This window comes from Legionella sp. PC997, from assembly GCF_014109825.1.
In the GTDB taxonomy this organism is placed as follows: Bacteria; Pseudomonadota; Gammaproteobacteria; order Legionellales; family Legionellaceae; genus Legionella.
In genome coordinates, this window is record NZ_CP059576.1 from 227138 (window position 1) to 244624 (window position 17487).

Genomic DNA, 17487 nt, shown 5'->3' on the forward strand with positions numbered 1-17487 from the left:
ATGCTCACCACTTTGTGCATTGAACAGTTTGCGATTGTACAACACTTGGAGTTGGATTTTACTCAAGGAATGACTGCCTTCACTGGTGAAACAGGAGCCGGTAAGTCCATTATGATCGATGCTCTGATGCTGGCTTTAGGTGATAGAGCTGATGCTTCGGTTATTAGACCCGGCCAGGAAAAATGTGACATCACCGCTGGATTTTTTGTGGGCCAGGGCTCGGAACCTGCCCTATGGCTTGCAGAACACGATATTCCTTGTGATGATGGTGAACTCTATTTGCGACGGGTAATTTATGCCGAGGGTCGCTCCAAATCCTATATCAATGGCCAACCATTCCCATTACAAAAAGTAAAAGAACTCAGTGAAAAGCTGGTCCATATTCACGGACAACATCAACATCAAACCTTGATGCATCATGCAACGCACCGCCAGCAGTTGGATCAATATGGCAAAAATCAGGTATTACTTGAGGAAGTTGCCCAACTTTACAAACAATGTCATAAAATCAATCAAGAAATTGCAGCGTTGGAACTCCAGCAACAGCAAGCAGATAAAATTGCATTATTACAATTTCAAATTAATGAGTTATCTGCATTGAATTTGTACGAAAACGAAATTGAAACCTTATATCAAGAACACCAAATGTTGCATCATGCAAAAGATTATTTGCAAAAAAGTCAGCAAATTAATGGATTATTAAATTCTGAGGACGAACCCAACATTTGTACCAGTTTAAATCAGATTTTGCACTCCTTGAGTCAATTGCCACAAGAACAAGCTCAAATCAAAAATACTGTGGAGTTGATTAACGGCGCACTGATTCAGTGCGAGGAAGCGATAGATGAGATGCAAAAATTCGCGGAGCGTGTCCACTTGGATCCACAACGATTACATGAAATCGAATCCCGCATGAGTGCCATACATCAGCTTGCGCGTAAATATCATATTGATAGCAGCCAACTCCATGAACACGCTCAAAACTTACAAAAGGAATTAGATCTTTTGCAAGACAGCGAAAGCAGATTAGCAAAATTAAAAATACATCATAGCCAGTTAATAGCCAATTATGAGAAAGCTGCCTTTAAATTAAGAGAGATGCGGAAAACACAGGCAAAAATACTGGCGCAAGAAATCACAGCAAGCATCCAGCAGCTTGGTATGCCTAAGGGATGGGTGGAAATCGAACTATCTCCTTTGGAAAAAATGCATCCCCATGGCATGGATAAAGTGGAATATAAGGTATGTACTAACCCGGGGATGGAGCTTGATTCATTAAGTAAAGTAGCATCTGGTGGTGAGCTTTCCCGAATTAGTTTATCCATCCAAATGATTACCGCTCAACAAGGTACAACCCCAACCTTATTGTTCGATGAGGTGGATGTCGGTATTGGAGGGGCTACTGCGGCTTTAGTAGGGCAAATGCTTCGTAAATTGGGCGAGCGTTTGCAAGTATTTTGTGTGACACATCAACCTCAGGTGGCTGCTGCAGCCCATAACCATTTTATGGTTGAAAAGTTAAGCGATAATAAAGAGACGTTCACCCAAATTTCCTTACTGCAGTCAACGGAAAAAATTGATGAAATTGCCCGCATGTTGGGAGGGTTGAAAATAACAGAACAAACTCGCTCCCATGCCAAAGAATTATTGCTACAAAGCAACTAGGGGCTGTTGATTTTTCTAACTAGGGTTCTCACTTCCTAAGGTATCGGCACTTTCGTAGCGTTATACCTCTCATTACGATTTTAATGCTTCACTAAGTGAAATAAAATGGTAGCCATGTTCTTCAAACATGCGCAGTAAATCATCTAAGAAGTAACCATTTAGCAAATTAGCATGGATGAGTAGGACTTGTTTTCCAGGGGTATTTTGTTCCGCAGTCAATGTACGTTGCCAAACGTATTCTAGATACCGTTTTTTCAAATCAGTTAAGGATGCCTGTGGATTTTGTTTCATTAGTTTTATTAATTGAGAATTAAATTCGAAATCCTTACTGTCAATGGTGACGGGAGCAATAATGTAATTATTTTTACTTAAGTAGTGGCGAACAATACTTTTTTTCCAAAATTTCCCTTCTGAGAGATAGGGGTAACGAAAATATTTTGGCTGGGACATAAAGGGTGCCAGCACTTTATCTGCTTGAATAAGATCGTCGATGTATTCTTCATAAGAAACCCGTTTTAATTTTAAATGAGAATAACTATGGTTTCCTAATTCCCAACCATTTTGTTTAAATACCTCAAATTGCTTTATCGTTTCGTTGTTAACTCTACTCCCAATCATAAAACCAATTGCCGGAACTTGATGACTCACAAGGCTGTTAACCATTTTTTCAAAAGCTTCATAAGGCGTTTTAATAAGAGGTAAATCGTCAATGGTAATTGCAACACTCCGTTGTTCCGCAAAGCAGATACCAGTTAATAGGAAAAATAAAGCAATAGCATGGTACAGAATTTTTTTCAAAATAGTACTCCAAACATGGTATTGGTAAATAAAATTGAACTAATTCGATATAGGTGACTATGTTTGCATAGAAATGTGAGAGTTCCAATAGCTAAATATTAAGGGGATGATCACCCTATCTTAGGAGGATGGGGTGATCAATGGGTGGTGTTTATGACTAGACTACTTATTAGATTGCATTAACACGTTCTGGTAGTGCTTCAATGAATTCTTGAGTCGTAGTTTTTTCATCTTTTCGCAGAGCAAATAGCCGAGGTTGATTATAAATAGAATTATTTCTTGCTTCCTTAAGAACATCCTTTATTGAAGAATGACCAGAAAGAGTTTCACGAACTTTGCTTTTTAATTGTTTTAGTTGTTCTTTTTTATCTTCTGCCAGCGACGCATTAACCAATACAGTGTCCAAGTGTTTTCGCTCATATTTTTCAATGAGAGATAGCGTATGCTCAATGTTCCATTCCTTCGACGGATATTTCGCATCCTTCGCCAATGAAACATTAATTTCATCTGGAATTCCTAGTTGCTTATTCCATGCTTTAGAAAAACTGAGTGGTTTCGGTTGAGATTTTTGGACTGTATCACTTGAAATGGGATTCAATTGGCTAGCTAAGTAATCCCAACTGGCAGCAAGAAAATATAAGGGGGAGGCAATAAATTTAAGAACCTGTGTGGGGATGTCGGTACCATGTTCATTATCCGCTTCAGAACCCAGGCGTTCTTCCAGTAAAGTTTTGTGTTTGTGATCACTCGATCCCAAGAAATAGTGAGCATCTTCAAAACCCTCGCTAATAATTGCTACGAGTGCAGAAACTATTTGAGGTACTCCAGGCATGCGATCTGAAGTGAGCGCCACGCTGACTAAATGACCAAAAAAAAGAAGAATACGTAATGGGGTAATCGTCAATTTTAATAAAATACGAAATGGGTTGAGCATTTGCAGCCAATTTTCTGTGTCCCAAACATGGGTAAATCCAGCAGAAATTGCCTTGTAAGTGCGTTGAAATATATTCTCAGAGTTTTCCTCATCAGAGTTTTCCTCCGTCGCCTCATACACTATTTCCAGAGATTCGGCAGAATTTTGTATGTTAAAGAATATTGCGGATAAGCCAGTGATAATGGGATTAATAACCCCCATAACAAAACTGGGAATGTTTTTCATCCATTCAAATAAAGGGCGCGCACTGGTTGCTACAGTCCACCAAGTACCCGCGGTACAAACCGTAAGTGCAATAGCTAAGCTAACTAAAAAAATAGCTATGGCAGCCATAAACAAGTTACGAGGATTTAAGCTTTTGTTTAAATCATTGCTTAGTTTGGTGTACCATTTTTTTATGGTGTCATTGTTGATAAGATCAGTAATCGTGTTATACGTCAACATACCATAAGCAGCCCCAGCGATTAGTGCCATAGGGACCACTAAGATTGGCCACAAAGCAAAAGGAATCGCAGCCATCAAAGGGATCACGCTGAAGGCTTCAACAATGAGGTAGGTGCTACCAAGCCCCATAAACGTAGCGGCAAGAAGGCTAAACCCTTTAACAAAATTAAAAGTGGACTGACGTTTATCTAAACGGTCTTGCCATTCACTTTGTCCATTTTTTTCAAGCCAGTCTCTTAGTTGTGCTGTATAAAATGATAAGTTCTGCGTTTTCTTTTTCTTCACTGAAAATAATTGCAAAGCGAACCATTTTTCCATGTCGGACAAAGTTTTTTCGATTTGCTTTTTGCGTTTTCTGCTCTCTTTATCGAGTGGTTTATGGTTAAACTCACTCAGCAATTTGAGTTGGGCCTCATAATCTTTAAAAAACTGAGGACACTCTTTAGACGTTGTATCGGGAAAATGTTCTAGCAAATATTCTTTAGCTAAATGATTCTCAAGATAATCCTTTTTAAATAACTTTTTGAACGATCCTTTTAGGTTTTGTAGATAGACCTCACCTTCATAGGCCACTGAAAGACCAAAAGCAGCAAAGGCTAGAGATAAAGCGGGGTATAAAGCATACATCCCTCCAAAACTTAAAAAACCAAGAATTAAACTAGCACCTACAGTAAGGGATGCCAGAGCAAGGTAACGAGGAATTTTTTTGAATCTTTTTTTTGTTACTGCCATTTATTTGCTCAATTAATGGATTAGGGCTGAAACTGTATCCCAAATGAAAATGATTATCAATAGCGATAAGTTTAAAAAAAAGACATGTGGTTATTTTTTTATTGAAGAAAACTTAAATTAAACAGTGGATTCAACTGCCGAATTTAGGTAAAGTGAGTTTTCGCAGTGTAAACACATTTAAAATTTAATTTTAACTTAGGAGTAGAAATGCGTTTGAATCAATGGATGACCTATATCGCAGTGGGCTCAGTGCTTGCGAGTACTAACGTTTTGGCCAATGCCCCTGTTCATGAACAGTTGCAAGTACCTCAATGTCTTGCAGCCAAAATTACTGCTCCTTATGAGGTTTTAGCAGAAAATAAAGAATTTAAGATTATTGATCTCGCTGCGGCTGATGTAGATACCCTGACTCATTTAGCAGATGAAGCAAATTGTGGTCGTTTTGTGAATGTAAGCCATCATATAATTGGTTCTTTACTGCCCGCAAAAAAACAATCTGCGCAACGTATTCTGCAGAAAAAAAACATTAAAACAGTACAACCACAAACCACAGTTTATGAGATTAAACATCAGAATGAAGTCAATGCAGCATTACAAGAGGTAACTCCAGCAAATATTTGGAATACTTTGACAAAACTTACCTCGTTTCATAACCGTTCCGCTACCAAAGATACAGGCGTAGATGCAGCACGTTGGCTAAAAAAGACTTTTGAGGATATGGCTCAAGCAAATGGCCGCACTGATACTGCAACTTTTTTCGTGAAAACAGGAAGTTACTATAAGCAACCTTCATTAGTAACGGTTATAGGTAAAGATATTAATGAGCCAGGTGTGGTGATTGGCGCCCATATGGATACACTGGATGGTCGTATGCCAGGGGCTGGAGATGATGGTAGTGGTTCTTCATCGATTATGGAAATGGCTCGGGTTTTGCTATCTTCTAAAACAGTTTTAAAGCGCCCAATCTATATTATTTGGTATGCAGCTGAAGAACGAGGTTTAGTCGGTTCTCAATATGTAGTTGAACATTTCATGGATAATTCGATTCCCGTAAAAGCAGCAATCCAGTTCGATATGACTGGATATCGAGTGGATTCCAAAGATCCAACTATGTGGGTATTTACTGATTATACCAATAAGAGTTTAAGTAATTTCGTAGCAGAATTAATCAACAATTATGTTCAAGTTCCAGTTGCTTATTCAGAGTGTGGCTATGGTTGCAGCGACCATGCTTCATGGGATGAAGTAGGTATTCCAGCCGCATTCCCATGTGAGTCTAATTTTGAAGATCATAATCCGTACATTCATAGTTCCGAAGATACTATGAATAGATTAAGTCTTGAACATATGACTAATTTCTCTAAATTAGCATTGGCTTTTGCTATTGAAATGGCGTCAGAATAATCTACATGCTGTCTTCCACCTGCCTGTGTCCACGCGCACAATCCCACGAGCAAGTCGTGGGATGCAGGGGCAATTGGGAACTAAGCAGGTTTGTGCTTAGAGATGTGTATAAGTTAAGTTGAATTCATAGAGGTGATTGTTTTTCTTTAATAATGTGAGATGTGATGATGAGTCGAGCAGTACATAAAGTAGGGCTATTTCTGGGTATATTTTTAAGCAGTATAAGCTTCGCTGTGAATGCTGGGAAGCTTCTTCCTCCCTGGTACTTATTAAACAATCAGTTAAGTGCCACCTTAAATGCGGATCCTTGTGTACACGTGGGTGATTTAACCGGCGATGGGCTTGAAATGGAAATTAAAGTTACTGTTTGTAATGAGGATAAAGCCCGTGCATTAGCCTCATTCATTAATCATGTGCATACCTATGGAGATGAATTAGCAGTAACGGTAAAAGTTTATTCTGATTCGGCTCCTGTGGAAGCGAACGTGCCCAGTACCCCAGATGAAGCGGTGGAGCTTATCAATCAAGCTCTTAAAGGCAACAAATATTTTTTAAGTGCAGGACTTGGCACAAGACAATATGATGGAACCGCCTATGCACTTTTTAAACCCATGATTGTGCAATATTATGCTGATGATACGAGTGACTGGTATTTTAATAAGAATGAAGTAGCAGCTAAAGCTTTTGGGACTGTTTTTAATCTAGACCCTTATTTAGAGGGCGCCATTAAAATGTACGCTAGCACCGAAGTGATAGAATAAGATAAAACAAAGTAAGCAAACATAAACTTCTTTTATATCCCAGGTCAAGGAGACCCTTTAACCTGGGTTTCACAAACGAAGTATCCTCTTAGAGGTGCGTAAAAATTATACAATTCCTTAAATTTATCATAATTGTGATAGACTATGAAAAAGACATTTAGTCATTTTTTTGCCCACAAAAGCAATGCCTCAATATATTTGGAAAGATGTTATGCCAAAATGTACCATTGGATTATTACTCAGTGCAGCACATATTGCTTACCGCATTGTGGGGAAGGACAATAATTTGCGAGAAGAGCCTCGTGAGGGGTACGTCTCTACAGCCCAATTAATGGCTGATATCTCGAATTCGGGATACCTCATTACGGAAAAAACCAATGCCGATGTAGCACTTTCCAATGGTTTAACTGCAGTTCGGCTTGAACCACTAGATAACGAATCGCCTATCATCATTTCTTTTAGAGGATCAGATTCTCTGAGAGATGTGTTTTCAGACCTATATGTAATATTGACTGGCACAGTAGGAAGAAAACTACAAGAAGATGCTTTTTCTTTTTTTAAAGAAACTAAAAAAGCTTTTCCAAATAGAGAAATTATATTAGTGGGTCATTCTCTTGGAGGGCACTTAGCTCAACATGTAGGTGCGATAGCTTATGCCGAAGATCCAGACTTGATAAAATCAAGAAGTATCCATGTAAGAACTTTTAATACCGCACCTGTTGATTCACGTCATGGTAGATGGTTGAAGGATAAACACCCTTCTATTTTTACTCAATTTTGTAATTATAGACTGGATAGAGATGTAGTCAGTCAAACACCCGTTAAACAATATTATGGAAACACCTTTTCGTTTTGTACCGAAAAAGGTAGGTTTGCAGCTCATCCTCTAAGGGCAATGAGAGAAGTTATTCCTAACTCCGTACAAAACTTGGAAATAGGTGGAACTAATAAAGTTCAAAGAGACTTAAATACCTTAAAAGAAGCAGTTCTAGGTATAAAAGAAGCTTATGCTGCCCATATAAAGGGGCAATGGTTTTCTAAGTTTCGAATGGGTAGTAAAAATAAGAAAATTATCGATGAGACCTTAGACTTGGTTACCAAGGAATTAAATGAAGATCCGCCCGATTTGGGAACGGCAAAAGTTCTACTAAAACTTGCTAGGCTGGGAACACATGGAGCTACTTCGCATGAGTGCCTGAAATTTTTACTAGAGGATGTCGAGTATGTTCAAAAAGAATATAAGGAACTTCTTGCATCCTCGAGTGTGTCGAGCGAGAACGCCTATGAATTTCATCGTTAAACGGATGGATTATTCAACGGTGGACAATGATACTCTTCGGTGCTCTCATTTTCGGAATTGACTGCTTGCAATACAATGGGGAATTTCCACAAAGAATAGAGATGTTTCAGTACGTCTGCGGTGGTATTCCCTAAAGGTACTCTGTTTTGTTGCGTATACCTTAGAGTCATGGAGCGATCTCCTTGTACGTCAACAGAGAAAATTTGAATATCGGGTTCTAAATAACCTAAATTATACTGTCTCGATAATGCCTCTCTTATTCTTTGATATCCTGGCTCATTATGAATTGCATTAACATAAAGATCAGGACTGCGATCATCGTCAACAACATGAAATAATTTTAAATCACGAATTAATTTGGGTGATAGATATTGGGCAATAAAACTTTCATCCTTGAAATGGCGCATCGCATTATCCAGACTACTTAACCAATCGGTATTAGCCAAATAAGGAAACCATGCTTTATCTTCTCCAGTAGGATTTTCACAAATCCGTTTGATGTCTTGCATCATATGATAACCCAAAGTATAAGGATTAATTCCACTATAATAGGGGCTATTATAAGGTGGTTGCATGATAACGTTGGTGTGACTTTGTAAGATTTCCAACATAAATTCATCTGTAACCAGCCCTTCATCGTACAGTGCGTGTAAAATGGTATAGTGCCAAAAGCAAGCCCATCCTTCATTCATCACCTTGGTTTGCCCTTGAGGATAAAAATACTGAGCCATCTTGCGTACAATACGTACAATTTCTCTTTGCCACGGCTCTAATAAGGGTGCATTTTTTTCAATAAAATACAAAATATTTTCTTGCGGTTCTTCTGGGAATCGTTTTTTCTTAGCTTCTTCGGTGACTTGCCGGCCTTGAGGTATGGTTCGCCATAATTCATTAACTTGTGATTGCATGTAAATTTCGCGATTTTGTTGGCGAATTTTTTCTTCTTGGATGGACAAAGGTGCCGGGTGTTTGTAACGATCCACACCATAGTTCATCAAGGAATGACAGGCATCCAAAATTGATTCTACTTCATTGATGCCATAACGTTGTTCACATTCACTAATGTATTTTCTTGCAAACACCAAATAATCAATAATGGCATCAGCAGAAGTCCACATTTTAAATAAGTAATTGTTTTTAAAAAACGAGTTATGTCCATAACAAGCATGAGCAATTACCAAGGCTTGCATGGCCATGGTATTTTCTTCCATAAGATAGGAAATACAAGGATTTGAGTTAATAACTAATTCATAAGCCAAACCCATTTGTCCCCTTTTGTAACTTTTTTCAACACTGACAAAATGTTTACCAAAAGACCAATGATGATAACCTATAGGCATTCCTACAGAAGCATAAGCATCCATCATTTGTTCTGCAGTAATAACTTCTATTTGATTGGGATAAGTGTCTAACTTAAAGTCTTTGGCAATGCGTGCAATTTCACGATCGTAGTCCTGTATTAATTCAAAGGTCCATTCTGCACCTGTAGATAATGGCTTCTTCTTTTTCATGCAGTCTTCCTTTTAAATAGCTCATGAAATACCGGGTAGATGTCTGCTACCGTATCAATATTCTCCATCGCAAAATTAGGATAGCGCTCTTTTACTAGTTGATAAACTTCCCATAAACTTTGATGATGGCGTGGCATGATTTCAATATAGGCAAAATATTGCAATAAAGGCATGATCTTATCTTGCAATAACTCCTGACAATAAGGGGAATCGGCGTTCCAATTATCTCCATCTGATGCTTGGGCGACGTAAATATTCCATGCTTCGGGAGGATATCGGGTATCGATAATGGTACTAAGAAGTTCTAAAGCGCTGGAAACTACAGTACCCCCCGTTTCTCGCGAATAAAAGAACTCTTCTTCATTTACCTCTTTGGCAGAGGTATGATGGCGGATAAATACGAGCTCAATTTTTTCATAATTTTTGGTAAGAAACATATAAAGAAGGATAAAAAAGCGTTTGGCAATATCTTTCTTCGCTTCATCCATTGAACCGGATACATCCATTACACAAAACATGACGGCTTGAGTTGAGGGTGAAGGTATACGAACGCGAAAGTTATAGCGTAAATCGATAGTATCAATAAAGGGGAACGTTTGTATTTTTTTCTTAAGATATTCAACTCTCTTTTGCAGATTTATTAAAGCCTCGGCATCTGGAACAGGTTGGGCCTGTAGTTGCTCGAGTTCTTCTTCAGCAGCGATTAATTGTTTTTTATAAGGAGAGGCTAAAGCAACGCGACGTCCCGTTGCTTGTTTCATCGAGCGAAGAACATTAATATTGTTGGGAATGCCACTGGTTGTTACTCCCGCCCTTACTGTTTTGAAGGTGCTAATACGCGCCAATTCTTTTTTAACTAAATCGGGCAATTCCAGATCTTCAAAGTACAGATCCAAAAATTCTTCCCGTGATAATTCAAAAACAAAATTATCCTCACCTTCACCACTGTCACTGGCTTCAGAACCATCCCCGCCACTCCCAGAACCACCAGTGGGCCTCCTTATTCGATCACCAGTAATAAAATTATCATTACCAGGTAATACCCGTTCTATGTGTCCACCTTGACCTCGATGAAACATAGGCTCAGAAATATCTTTGGCTGGAATGGTAATTTGTTCGCCTTGGTCAATTTCGGTAATACTTCGCTTGCCAACTGCATCAGAGACAGCACGTTTGATCTGATTTTTATAGCGGCGAAGAAAGCGTTGGCGATTAACCGTACTTTTTTTACCCGCATTTTGTCGTCTATCAATCAATTGCGACATAATTTAGCCCCACATAAAATATTCTGCACCTATTTGTACTTTGGCGAAGGCAAGAGCCTGGGCTCAAAGAAGCTTTATTATAGGTCCCGGGTTACAACTCGCGCTCAACCCAAACTACAAAATAGCTAGTCTTTAGCTTTCTCTCATAGGTGCGAGAGAACCCATTATTATTGTGACTTACGTACTCGCAAATACCATTCGCAAAGCAAGCGTACTTGTTTGCGTGTATAACCTTTATCGATCATTCGAGAAATAAACTCCTCATGTTTTTTCTTATCATCTTCAGATGCTTTGGCATTGAAAGAAATAACAGGTAACAAATCTTCCGTATTGGTGAACATCTTTTTCTCAATCACCGATCTTAATTTTTCATAACTGTTCCACACAGGGTTTTTGCCACGATTATTAGCACGGGCGCGTAAAACAAAATTCACCACTTCATTACGAAAATCTTTTGGATTGGATATCCCTGCGGGTTTTTCAATTTTTTCCAGTTCTTGGTTTAATAAAGCGCGATCGAAAATTTCACCGGTATCTGGGTCGCGATAATCTTGGTCTTGGATCCAGAAATCTGCATAGGTTATGTAGCGGTCAAAGATATTTTGGCCATATTCAGAATATGATTCCAAGTAAGCAGTTTGAATTTCCTTGCCAATAAACTCAACATACTTAGGTGCCAAATATTCTTTAATAAAGGCCAAGTAAGATTCCTGTACTTCCTGCGGAAATTGTTCTTGTTCAATTTGACGCTCCAAGACATACATTAAATGTACTGGATTCGCGGCTACTTCACTATGATCGAAATTGAACACTTTAGATAAGATTTTGAAAGCAAAGCGAGTGGACACACCACTCATTCCTTCATCAACACCGGCGAAGTCACGGTATTCCTGATATGATTTAGCTTTCGGGTCGGTGTCCTTTAAACTCTCGCCGTTATAAACGCGCATTTTTGAGTAAATACTTGAATTTTGAGGCTCTTTTAAACGTGTTAACACTGAAAATTGCGCCAACATGTCCAAAGTCCCAGGGGCACATTGTGCATGAGTCAGCGAACTATTATCAATAAGCTTTTGATAAATTTTAATTTCTTCAGAAACACGCAGGCAATAAGGTACTTTGACTATATTAATACGGTCTATAAATGCTTCATTATTTTTGTTATTTCTAAATGATTGCCATTCGGACTCATTGGAGTGCGCTAAGATAATTCCTTCAAATGGAATAGAAGATAATCCTTCAGTTGCGTTGTAATTGCCTTCCTGAGTGGCCGTTAACAAGGGATGTAGCACTTTGATGGGTGCTTTGAACATTTCAACAAATTCCAAAAGACCACGGTTTGCACGGCATAAGCCACCAGAATAACTGTATGCATCAGGATCATCCTGAGAAAACTCCTCGAGTTTACGAATATCCACTTTACCCACTAAGGACGAGATATCCTGGTTGTTTTCATCGCCTGGCTCTGTTTTGGCAACGGCAATCTGTTTTAAACGGGATGGTTTAACCTTAACCACTCTAAATTTACTGATGTCTCCATTATATTCATGTAATCGTTTAACTGCCCAGGGTGACATCAGATATCGTAAGTATCGGGGGGGAATTCCAAACCGTTCTTGGAGTAACTCAGCATCTTCTATTGGATTAAATAAAGAAAGAGGGGATTCAAATACTGGTGAACCTTTAATGGCATAAAAGGGGGTTTTTTCCATTAAATCTTTTAATTTTTCAGCGATAGAAGATTTACCTCCACCTACAGGTCCTAAGAGATAAAGAACTTGTTTGGTTTCTTCCAGTCCTTGAGCTGCATGTTTAAGGAAACCAACAATTTGTTCAATGGGTTCTTCCATGCCGTAAAAATCTTGAAATACAGTATAATGAGGGATGATTTTATTGGAAAAAATCCTTGATAAAACAGGATCATGACGTGTGTCAATCATTTCTGGCTCACCTATAGCCATTAATAAGCGTTCCGCTGGATTGGCATAGGCAGACGGGTCATTTTTACACAACTCTAGGTATTCTTCCAAACTCATCTCTTCTTCTTTGTTATCTACAAAGCGTTTGGTATAACCAGTTAAAAAGTCTTGAGTGTTCATATGCCATCCCCTTTTACCCTTCTATAAGGATATATTGTGTTTCTTTACATTTATTGCATTTTACTGGTAAATGCAATAATGGATTTTCAGCTAACTTCGTTCTATTTATAAAGATTGACCTAAGAAGTTACCCCTTTATAATCATTATAGGCTAAACTAGGAAAATTGTTATATAACTCAATAAACTTAATCGCATTTGCATAGGATGTAATGATCATGCCTAACACTACCGTTTATTTAAAAAACTACCAGCCCCCTTTTTTTACAGTAGAAACTGTAAATTTAAATTTTGACTTGTATGATGATCATGCTTTGGTACAAAGTGAACTGAAATTAATCCGTCAACATCAAGGTCCTTTGCATTTATATGGAGATGAGTTGGAATTGGTAAGCGTGCATCTGAATGGCCAAAAACTCGAGCCATCTGCTTACACCTTACATGAGGATGAGCTAATTATAGAAAATTGTCCCGATGAACTGGTATTAGATATTGTCACGCGGATTTATCCTCAAAATAACACCCAATTATCCGGCCTTTATCGCTCAAATCATTTATTTTGTACCCAGTGCGAGGCAGAAGGCTTTCGACGCATTACCTATTTTCCAGATCGCCCCGATGTTTTAGCTACTTATACAACGCGCATTTCGGCAGATAAAAAACAATACCCCATCTTGTTATCCAATGGAAATTTAATCGAATCAGGTAGCACTCCGGAGGGGCGTCATTGGGTAGTTTGGAATGATCCCTTTAAAAAACCCTCGTATTTATTTGCTTTAGTTGCAGGAGATTTGGCTTGTGTGCAGGATCAATTTACTACGAGTTCTGGTCGCACTATTGATTTACGTATTTATGTTGAACCTGGAAATGAAGATAAATGTGCCCATGCGATGGACTCTTTAAAAAAATCCATGCGCTGGGATGAAGAAGTTTATGGACGTGAATACGATCTGGATATTTTTATGATCGTAGCAGTTAGCGACTTCAATATGGGAGCCATGGAGAACAAGGGATTAAATATTTTTAACTCCAAGTACATTCTTGCTCGTCCTGAAACCGCAACCGATCAAGATTTTGCAGATGTTGAAGGCGTGGTTGCCCATGAATATTTTCATAATTGGACTGGTAATCGAGTTACCTGTCGTGATTGGTTTCAGTTAAGTTTGAAAGAAGGACTCACTGTGTTTCGGGATCAGGAATTTTCTCGGGATATGAACTCACGTGACGTAAATCGGATTATGGATGTTAGGGTATTGCGAAGTGCGCAATTTCCCGAGGATGCCGGAGCCATGGCACATCCGGTACGACCCGAGTCTTATCAGGAAATAAATAATTTTTATACAGCTACGGTATATAACAAAGGTGCTGAAGTTATCCGTATGCAGCATACACTACTTGGTAAGGCAGGTTTCCGTAAGGGTATGGATTTATATTTTAAACGTCATGATGGTCAAGCGGTTACTATTGATGATTTTGTTGCTGCTATGGAAGACAGTAATCAGATTGATTTAACTCAATTTAAACGATGGTATAGCCAGGCAGGAACTCCAGAAGTAACCGTTACTAGTGAGTATGCACAAGGTCAGTTGATCTTAAAAATGAAACAAAGTTGTCCTTCAACTCCTGAATGCCATGAGAAGAAACCGTTTCATATTCCTATTAAAATTGCCTTATTTGACTCTAATGGACACCAAATATCATTGGATCGAGAACTATTAGAGTTAAAGGAAAGGGAACAGAGTTTCACTTTTACAAACTTAAATGAAAAACCGGTCATATCCTTATTACGTGAGTTTTCTGCCCCGATTAAGATGAATTATGATTTAAGTCAGGACGAGTTGTTGTTTTTATTGCGGCACGAAGTAGATGGTTATGCTAAATGGGATGCAGCACAAAATCTTATTCTGAATTGCATCAAGGAATGTTTGAATAAACCATCAAGTAAATGGCAAATTCCATCTAATTTGATTTCAGCTTTGCAGCATGTATTGCTTGATGAGTCACTTGATGCGGATCTTCGCGCAGAATTATTAACACCTCCAGGATTTGAGGATATTGCTACACGATTAGAGAATGTGGATGTGAGTGCTGTAGAAAGTGTACGTGATTTTTTTCACCAGCAATTAGGTTGGTATTTGTATGAAGCTGCTCATTCACTTTATCGGCAGTTATGGAATATTGAAGATCACCGTATGAATGGTCCTGCATACGGGCGGAGAAAATTACGCAATGTTTGTCTATGGCTTATGATGAAAGCAAAGGAAGTTTCAACTCTAGACCTGTGTCAACAACAATTTATGGCTGCACGGACTATGACCGATCAAATGGCTAGTTTTTCATTATTAGTTAATTGTACGAATCAAGGTGTACGCGAACAAACAATTGATGATTTTTATAAACAATGGTCCAAAAATGATTTGGTTTTAGATAAGTGGTTTGCAATCCAAGCGACTTGTGAGTTACCGGAAACTTTAACTCATGTAAAAGTTTTATTAAAACACCCTGCATTCTGTATCAAGAATCCAAATAAAGTCCGCGCTTTGCTCGGCGCATTTTGTATGGGAAATCCGCGCAATTTTCATGCATTAGATGGAAGCGGTTATTCCTTTTTAGCGGAAATGCTGGTGACACTAGATAAGATTAATCCGCAAATCGCAGCCCGCTTGGCTAATCCGTTCACGCGTTGGAAGCGCTATGATAGCCCCAGACAAACTTTGATGCGAAATCAATTAGAACAGTTGGCTAAGTTAGAATTATCACGTGATTTGGCAGAAGTTGTTTCTAAAAGTTTAATGGTGAATTAGAGAAGAAATTTGGTAACCTGGGTTAGGCGACGCCATAACCCAGTTATGGTTTAACCTCATTTTAGAGTACGACTTTAGAGGTTTCAGCGGGAAGAGAATTCAAATCATTGCATAAATTGGAAGGTTTTAACGTGTAATACAGCCCTAATCCTACTTCAGATAAAAAAATACACAGGACAAGTGCGCCAAACAATATACAAAAAATTTGTTTGTTCTTTTTCTTTTTTTCATGGATTTTATTGAGAATGGTTTCATTACTGTGAAACAAACGGTCGCTGATTATTTTAATGACTGAGGCGACAATTGCATCATGACACTCATGATTTTCCAAAGCATGTAATTTGCTGATTGACAGGTGTAACACCACAGTGGACTCCATTGCTATGACAGTTAGAGCACAGGTGCGGTTTTGAATCACCCTCATTTCATCAATTGTTTCTCCTGCGCTCAGGGTTCCAATCAATTCAGGGGCAGAATTTTCCTTTTCTTTTTTATAAAGCCCAACAGTCCCCGAAATAATAATGAAAAAATTATCATTTAATTCGCCTTCTTTAAGCAAAATATTGCCTTTTCCAAAGGTAGTTCTTGATGAAATCTCCATAAATGTTTGATAATTTTCCTCGGATAAAGAACTTAAGAGAGGACTGTTTCTTAAAATATTTTTTTCATTTACGGAAAAGTCGCTCATTGAATTTTCCTTAACTCAATTGAGTTTTATTATGCTCTTTCGTCACGCAATCTGATTGAGATATTTGAGACAAACGAGCTCGGTTACTTTAATTATTTGTAGAGAGATGCATTTTTTTCAAGAAAAATTAAATTTTGAACAATTTTATTGGAATTATGACTAGCTCCTTGATAATTTGACAGGTGCACGTTTATCGATAGCTTTTTACGGATAATAGGTAAAAATTAAACAGAGTAGGAGCGGAAATGTCTCATCGTTTTGCAGTTATGGGGAATCCAATTGCGCATAGTTTATCCCCGATAATTCATCAGTATTTTGCTCAACAGGTGAATGTGCAATTGACTTATGAAAAAATTAAGGTGGATGAATCATCTTTCGAGCAACAAGTATCTGATTTTTTTACTCTCGGTGGCAAGGGTCTTAATATTACTTTACCCTTCAAACAAAGAGCTTTTGCGATGGCATTACACTGTAGTTCACGTTGTGCCCAAGCTGGAGCTGCAAATACGTTATGGATGGAAGCAAATCAATTACATGCAGACAATACGGATGGTGTGGGAATTATTCGTGATTTGCATCGCTATATCTCAGTGGAAAGCAAAAGGGTATTGATATTAGGAGCTGGAGGAGCCGCTCGTGGAATAGTTTATCCTCTCCTGGAGCATCATCCTGCAGAGCTGATCATAGCCAATCGTACTTTAACTAAAGCGGAAGATTTCCAACGTGCTTTCCCGCAAATCAAATGTTTGAGTCTTAATGCGCTGGAAGGACAATTTGATTTGGTGATTAATGCTACTTCTGCCAGTTTGGCGGGGGAGTTTGTGGCCTTACCTGCACAATGTATGTCAGCAAAACCATTTTGTTATGATCTGTCTTATAAACACAATGAGATTACGGCTTTTGTTCAATATGCTAAGGACTTAGGTTGCGAAGCAGTCGATGGTTTAGGCATGTTGGTGGAACAAGCTGCTGAGTCATTCTTTATTTGGCATGGTGTGATGCCTCAAACAGAAGAAGTACTTTCCCTATTACGTACCCATGTCACCGGGGGAAAATCAAAATGAAGCCCAGGTTACACGGAGGC

General features: G+C 38.5%; 12 protein-coding genes. 6 read left to right on the plus strand and 6 right to left on the minus strand.

Annotation, left to right across the window (positions count from 1 at the left end):
* Positions 1-1665: a DNA repair protein RecN gene (gene recN, locus HBNCFIEN_RS01010; protein ID WP_182392310.1), complete on the plus strand. Its 1665-nt coding sequence runs from the start codon at positions 1-3 to the stop codon at positions 1663-1665.
* A gap of 72 nt (positions 1666-1737) precedes the next feature.
* Here recN and HBNCFIEN_RS01015 read toward each other — a convergent pair whose 3' ends face one another.
* Positions 1738-2463, minus strand: a complete 726-nt coding sequence (locus HBNCFIEN_RS01015; protein WP_182392311.1) for a polysaccharide deacetylase family protein — start codon at positions 2461-2463, stop codon at positions 1738-1740.
* Positions 2464-2632: 169 nt separating this feature from the next.
* Complete coding sequence (locus HBNCFIEN_RS01020) at positions 2633-4573, minus strand: hypothetical protein (protein ID WP_182392312.1); 1941 nt, start codon at positions 4571-4573, stop codon at positions 2633-2635.
* 207 nt (positions 4574-4780) lie between these two features.
* Here HBNCFIEN_RS01020 and lapA point away from each other — a divergent pair, with 207 nt between their 5' ends.
* The 3 genes from lapA (at position 4781) to HBNCFIEN_RS01035 (ending at position 8038) form a co-directional block, all read left to right on the plus strand.
* Positions 4781-5977, plus strand: coding sequence for an aminopeptidase LapA (gene lapA / locus HBNCFIEN_RS01025; protein WP_182392313.1), 1197 nt, complete (start codon positions 4781-4783; stop codon positions 5975-5977).
* Positions 5978-6141: 164 nt separating this feature from the next.
* Positions 6142-6738, plus strand: coding sequence for a group-specific protein (locus tag HBNCFIEN_RS01030; RefSeq protein ID WP_182392314.1), 597 nt, complete (start codon positions 6142-6144; stop codon positions 6736-6738).
* Positions 6739-6949: 211 nt separating this feature from the next.
* Positions 6950-8038 carry a thrombospondin type 3 repeat-containing protein gene (locus HBNCFIEN_RS01035; protein WP_182392315.1) on the plus strand — a complete coding sequence of 363 codons (1089 nt, stop codon included), beginning with the start codon at positions 6950-6952 and terminating at the stop codon, positions 8036-8038.
* Here HBNCFIEN_RS01035 and HBNCFIEN_RS01040 read toward each other — a convergent pair.
* The 3 genes from HBNCFIEN_RS01040 to HBNCFIEN_RS01050 all read right to left on the minus strand — a co-directional run bounded on the left by HBNCFIEN_RS01040 (position 8035) and on the right by HBNCFIEN_RS01050 (position 12913).
* On the minus strand, positions 8035-9549 hold the full coding sequence (locus tag HBNCFIEN_RS01040) for a SpoVR family protein (RefSeq protein WP_182392316.1): 1515 nt from the start codon (positions 9547-9549) through the stop codon (positions 8035-8037). The two genes, HBNCFIEN_RS01035 and HBNCFIEN_RS01040, sit on opposite strands and share 4 nt — an antisense overlap.
* Positions 9546-10814 carry a YeaH/YhbH family protein gene (locus HBNCFIEN_RS01045; protein WP_182392317.1) on the minus strand — a complete coding sequence of 423 codons (1269 nt, stop codon included), beginning with the start codon at positions 10812-10814 and terminating at the stop codon, positions 9546-9548. The genes HBNCFIEN_RS01040 and HBNCFIEN_RS01045 overlap by 4 nt, the downstream gene beginning before the upstream one ends.
* A gap of 167 nt (positions 10815-10981) precedes the next feature.
* Positions 10982-12913, minus strand: coding sequence for a PrkA family serine protein kinase (locus HBNCFIEN_RS01050; RefSeq protein ID WP_182392318.1), 1932 nt, complete (start codon positions 12911-12913; stop codon positions 10982-10984).
* Positions 12914-13129: 216 nt separating this feature from the next.
* Between HBNCFIEN_RS01050 and pepN the strand changes: the two genes are divergently transcribed.
* Positions 13130-15715: an aminopeptidase N gene (gene pepN / locus HBNCFIEN_RS01055; RefSeq protein ID WP_182392319.1), complete on the plus strand. Its 2586-nt coding sequence runs from the start codon at positions 13130-13132 to the stop codon at positions 15713-15715.
* A gap of 61 nt (positions 15716-15776) precedes the next feature.
* Here the strand turns inward: pepN and HBNCFIEN_RS01060 are convergent, their stop codons facing one another.
* On the minus strand, positions 15777-16403 hold the full coding sequence (locus HBNCFIEN_RS01060; protein ID WP_182392320.1) for a Crp/Fnr family transcriptional regulator: 627 nt from the start codon (positions 16401-16403) through the stop codon (positions 15777-15779).
* A gap of 245 nt (positions 16404-16648) precedes the next feature.
* Between HBNCFIEN_RS01060 and aroE the strand changes: the two genes are divergently transcribed.
* Positions 16649-17467: a shikimate dehydrogenase gene (aroE, locus tag HBNCFIEN_RS01065; protein WP_182392321.1), complete on the plus strand. Its 819-nt coding sequence runs from the start codon at positions 16649-16651 to the stop codon at positions 17465-17467.
* Positions 17468-17487: the final 20 nt, after the last annotated feature.

Coding starts and splice junctions, on each gene's coding strand:
- recN (WP_182392310.1), top strand. CDS start 1: ATGCTCACCACTTTGTGCATTGAACAGTTTGCGATTGTACAACACTTG.
- HBNCFIEN_RS01020 (WP_182392312.1), bottom strand. CDS start 4,573: ATGGCAGTAACAAAAAAAAGATTCAAAAAAATTCCTCGTTACCTTGCT.
- lapA (WP_182392313.1), top strand. CDS start 4,781: ATGCGTTTGAATCAATGGATGACCTATATCGCAGTGGGCTCAGTGCTT.
- HBNCFIEN_RS01030 (WP_182392314.1), top strand. CDS start 6,142: ATGATGAGTCGAGCAGTACATAAAGTAGGGCTATTTCTGGGTATATTT.
- HBNCFIEN_RS01035 (WP_182392315.1), top strand. CDS start 6,950: ATGCCAAAATGTACCATTGGATTATTACTCAGTGCAGCACATATTGCT.
- HBNCFIEN_RS01040 (WP_182392316.1), bottom strand. CDS start 9,549: ATGAAAAAGAAGAAGCCATTATCTACAGGTGCAGAATGGACCTTTGAA.
- HBNCFIEN_RS01045 (WP_182392317.1), bottom strand. CDS start 10,814: ATGTCGCAATTGATTGATAGACGACAAAATGCGGGTAAAAAAAGTACG.
- HBNCFIEN_RS01050 (WP_182392318.1), bottom strand. CDS start 12,913: ATGAACACTCAAGACTTTTTAACTGGTTATACCAAACGCTTTGTAGAT.
- pepN (WP_182392319.1), top strand. CDS start 13,130: ATGCCTAACACTACCGTTTATTTAAAAAACTACCAGCCCCCTTTTTTT.
- HBNCFIEN_RS01060 (WP_182392320.1), bottom strand. CDS start 16,403: ATGAGCGACTTTTCCGTAAATGAAAAAAATATTTTAAGAAACAGTCCT.
- aroE (WP_182392321.1), top strand. CDS start 16,649: ATGTCTCATCGTTTTGCAGTTATGGGGAATCCAATTGCGCATAGTTTA.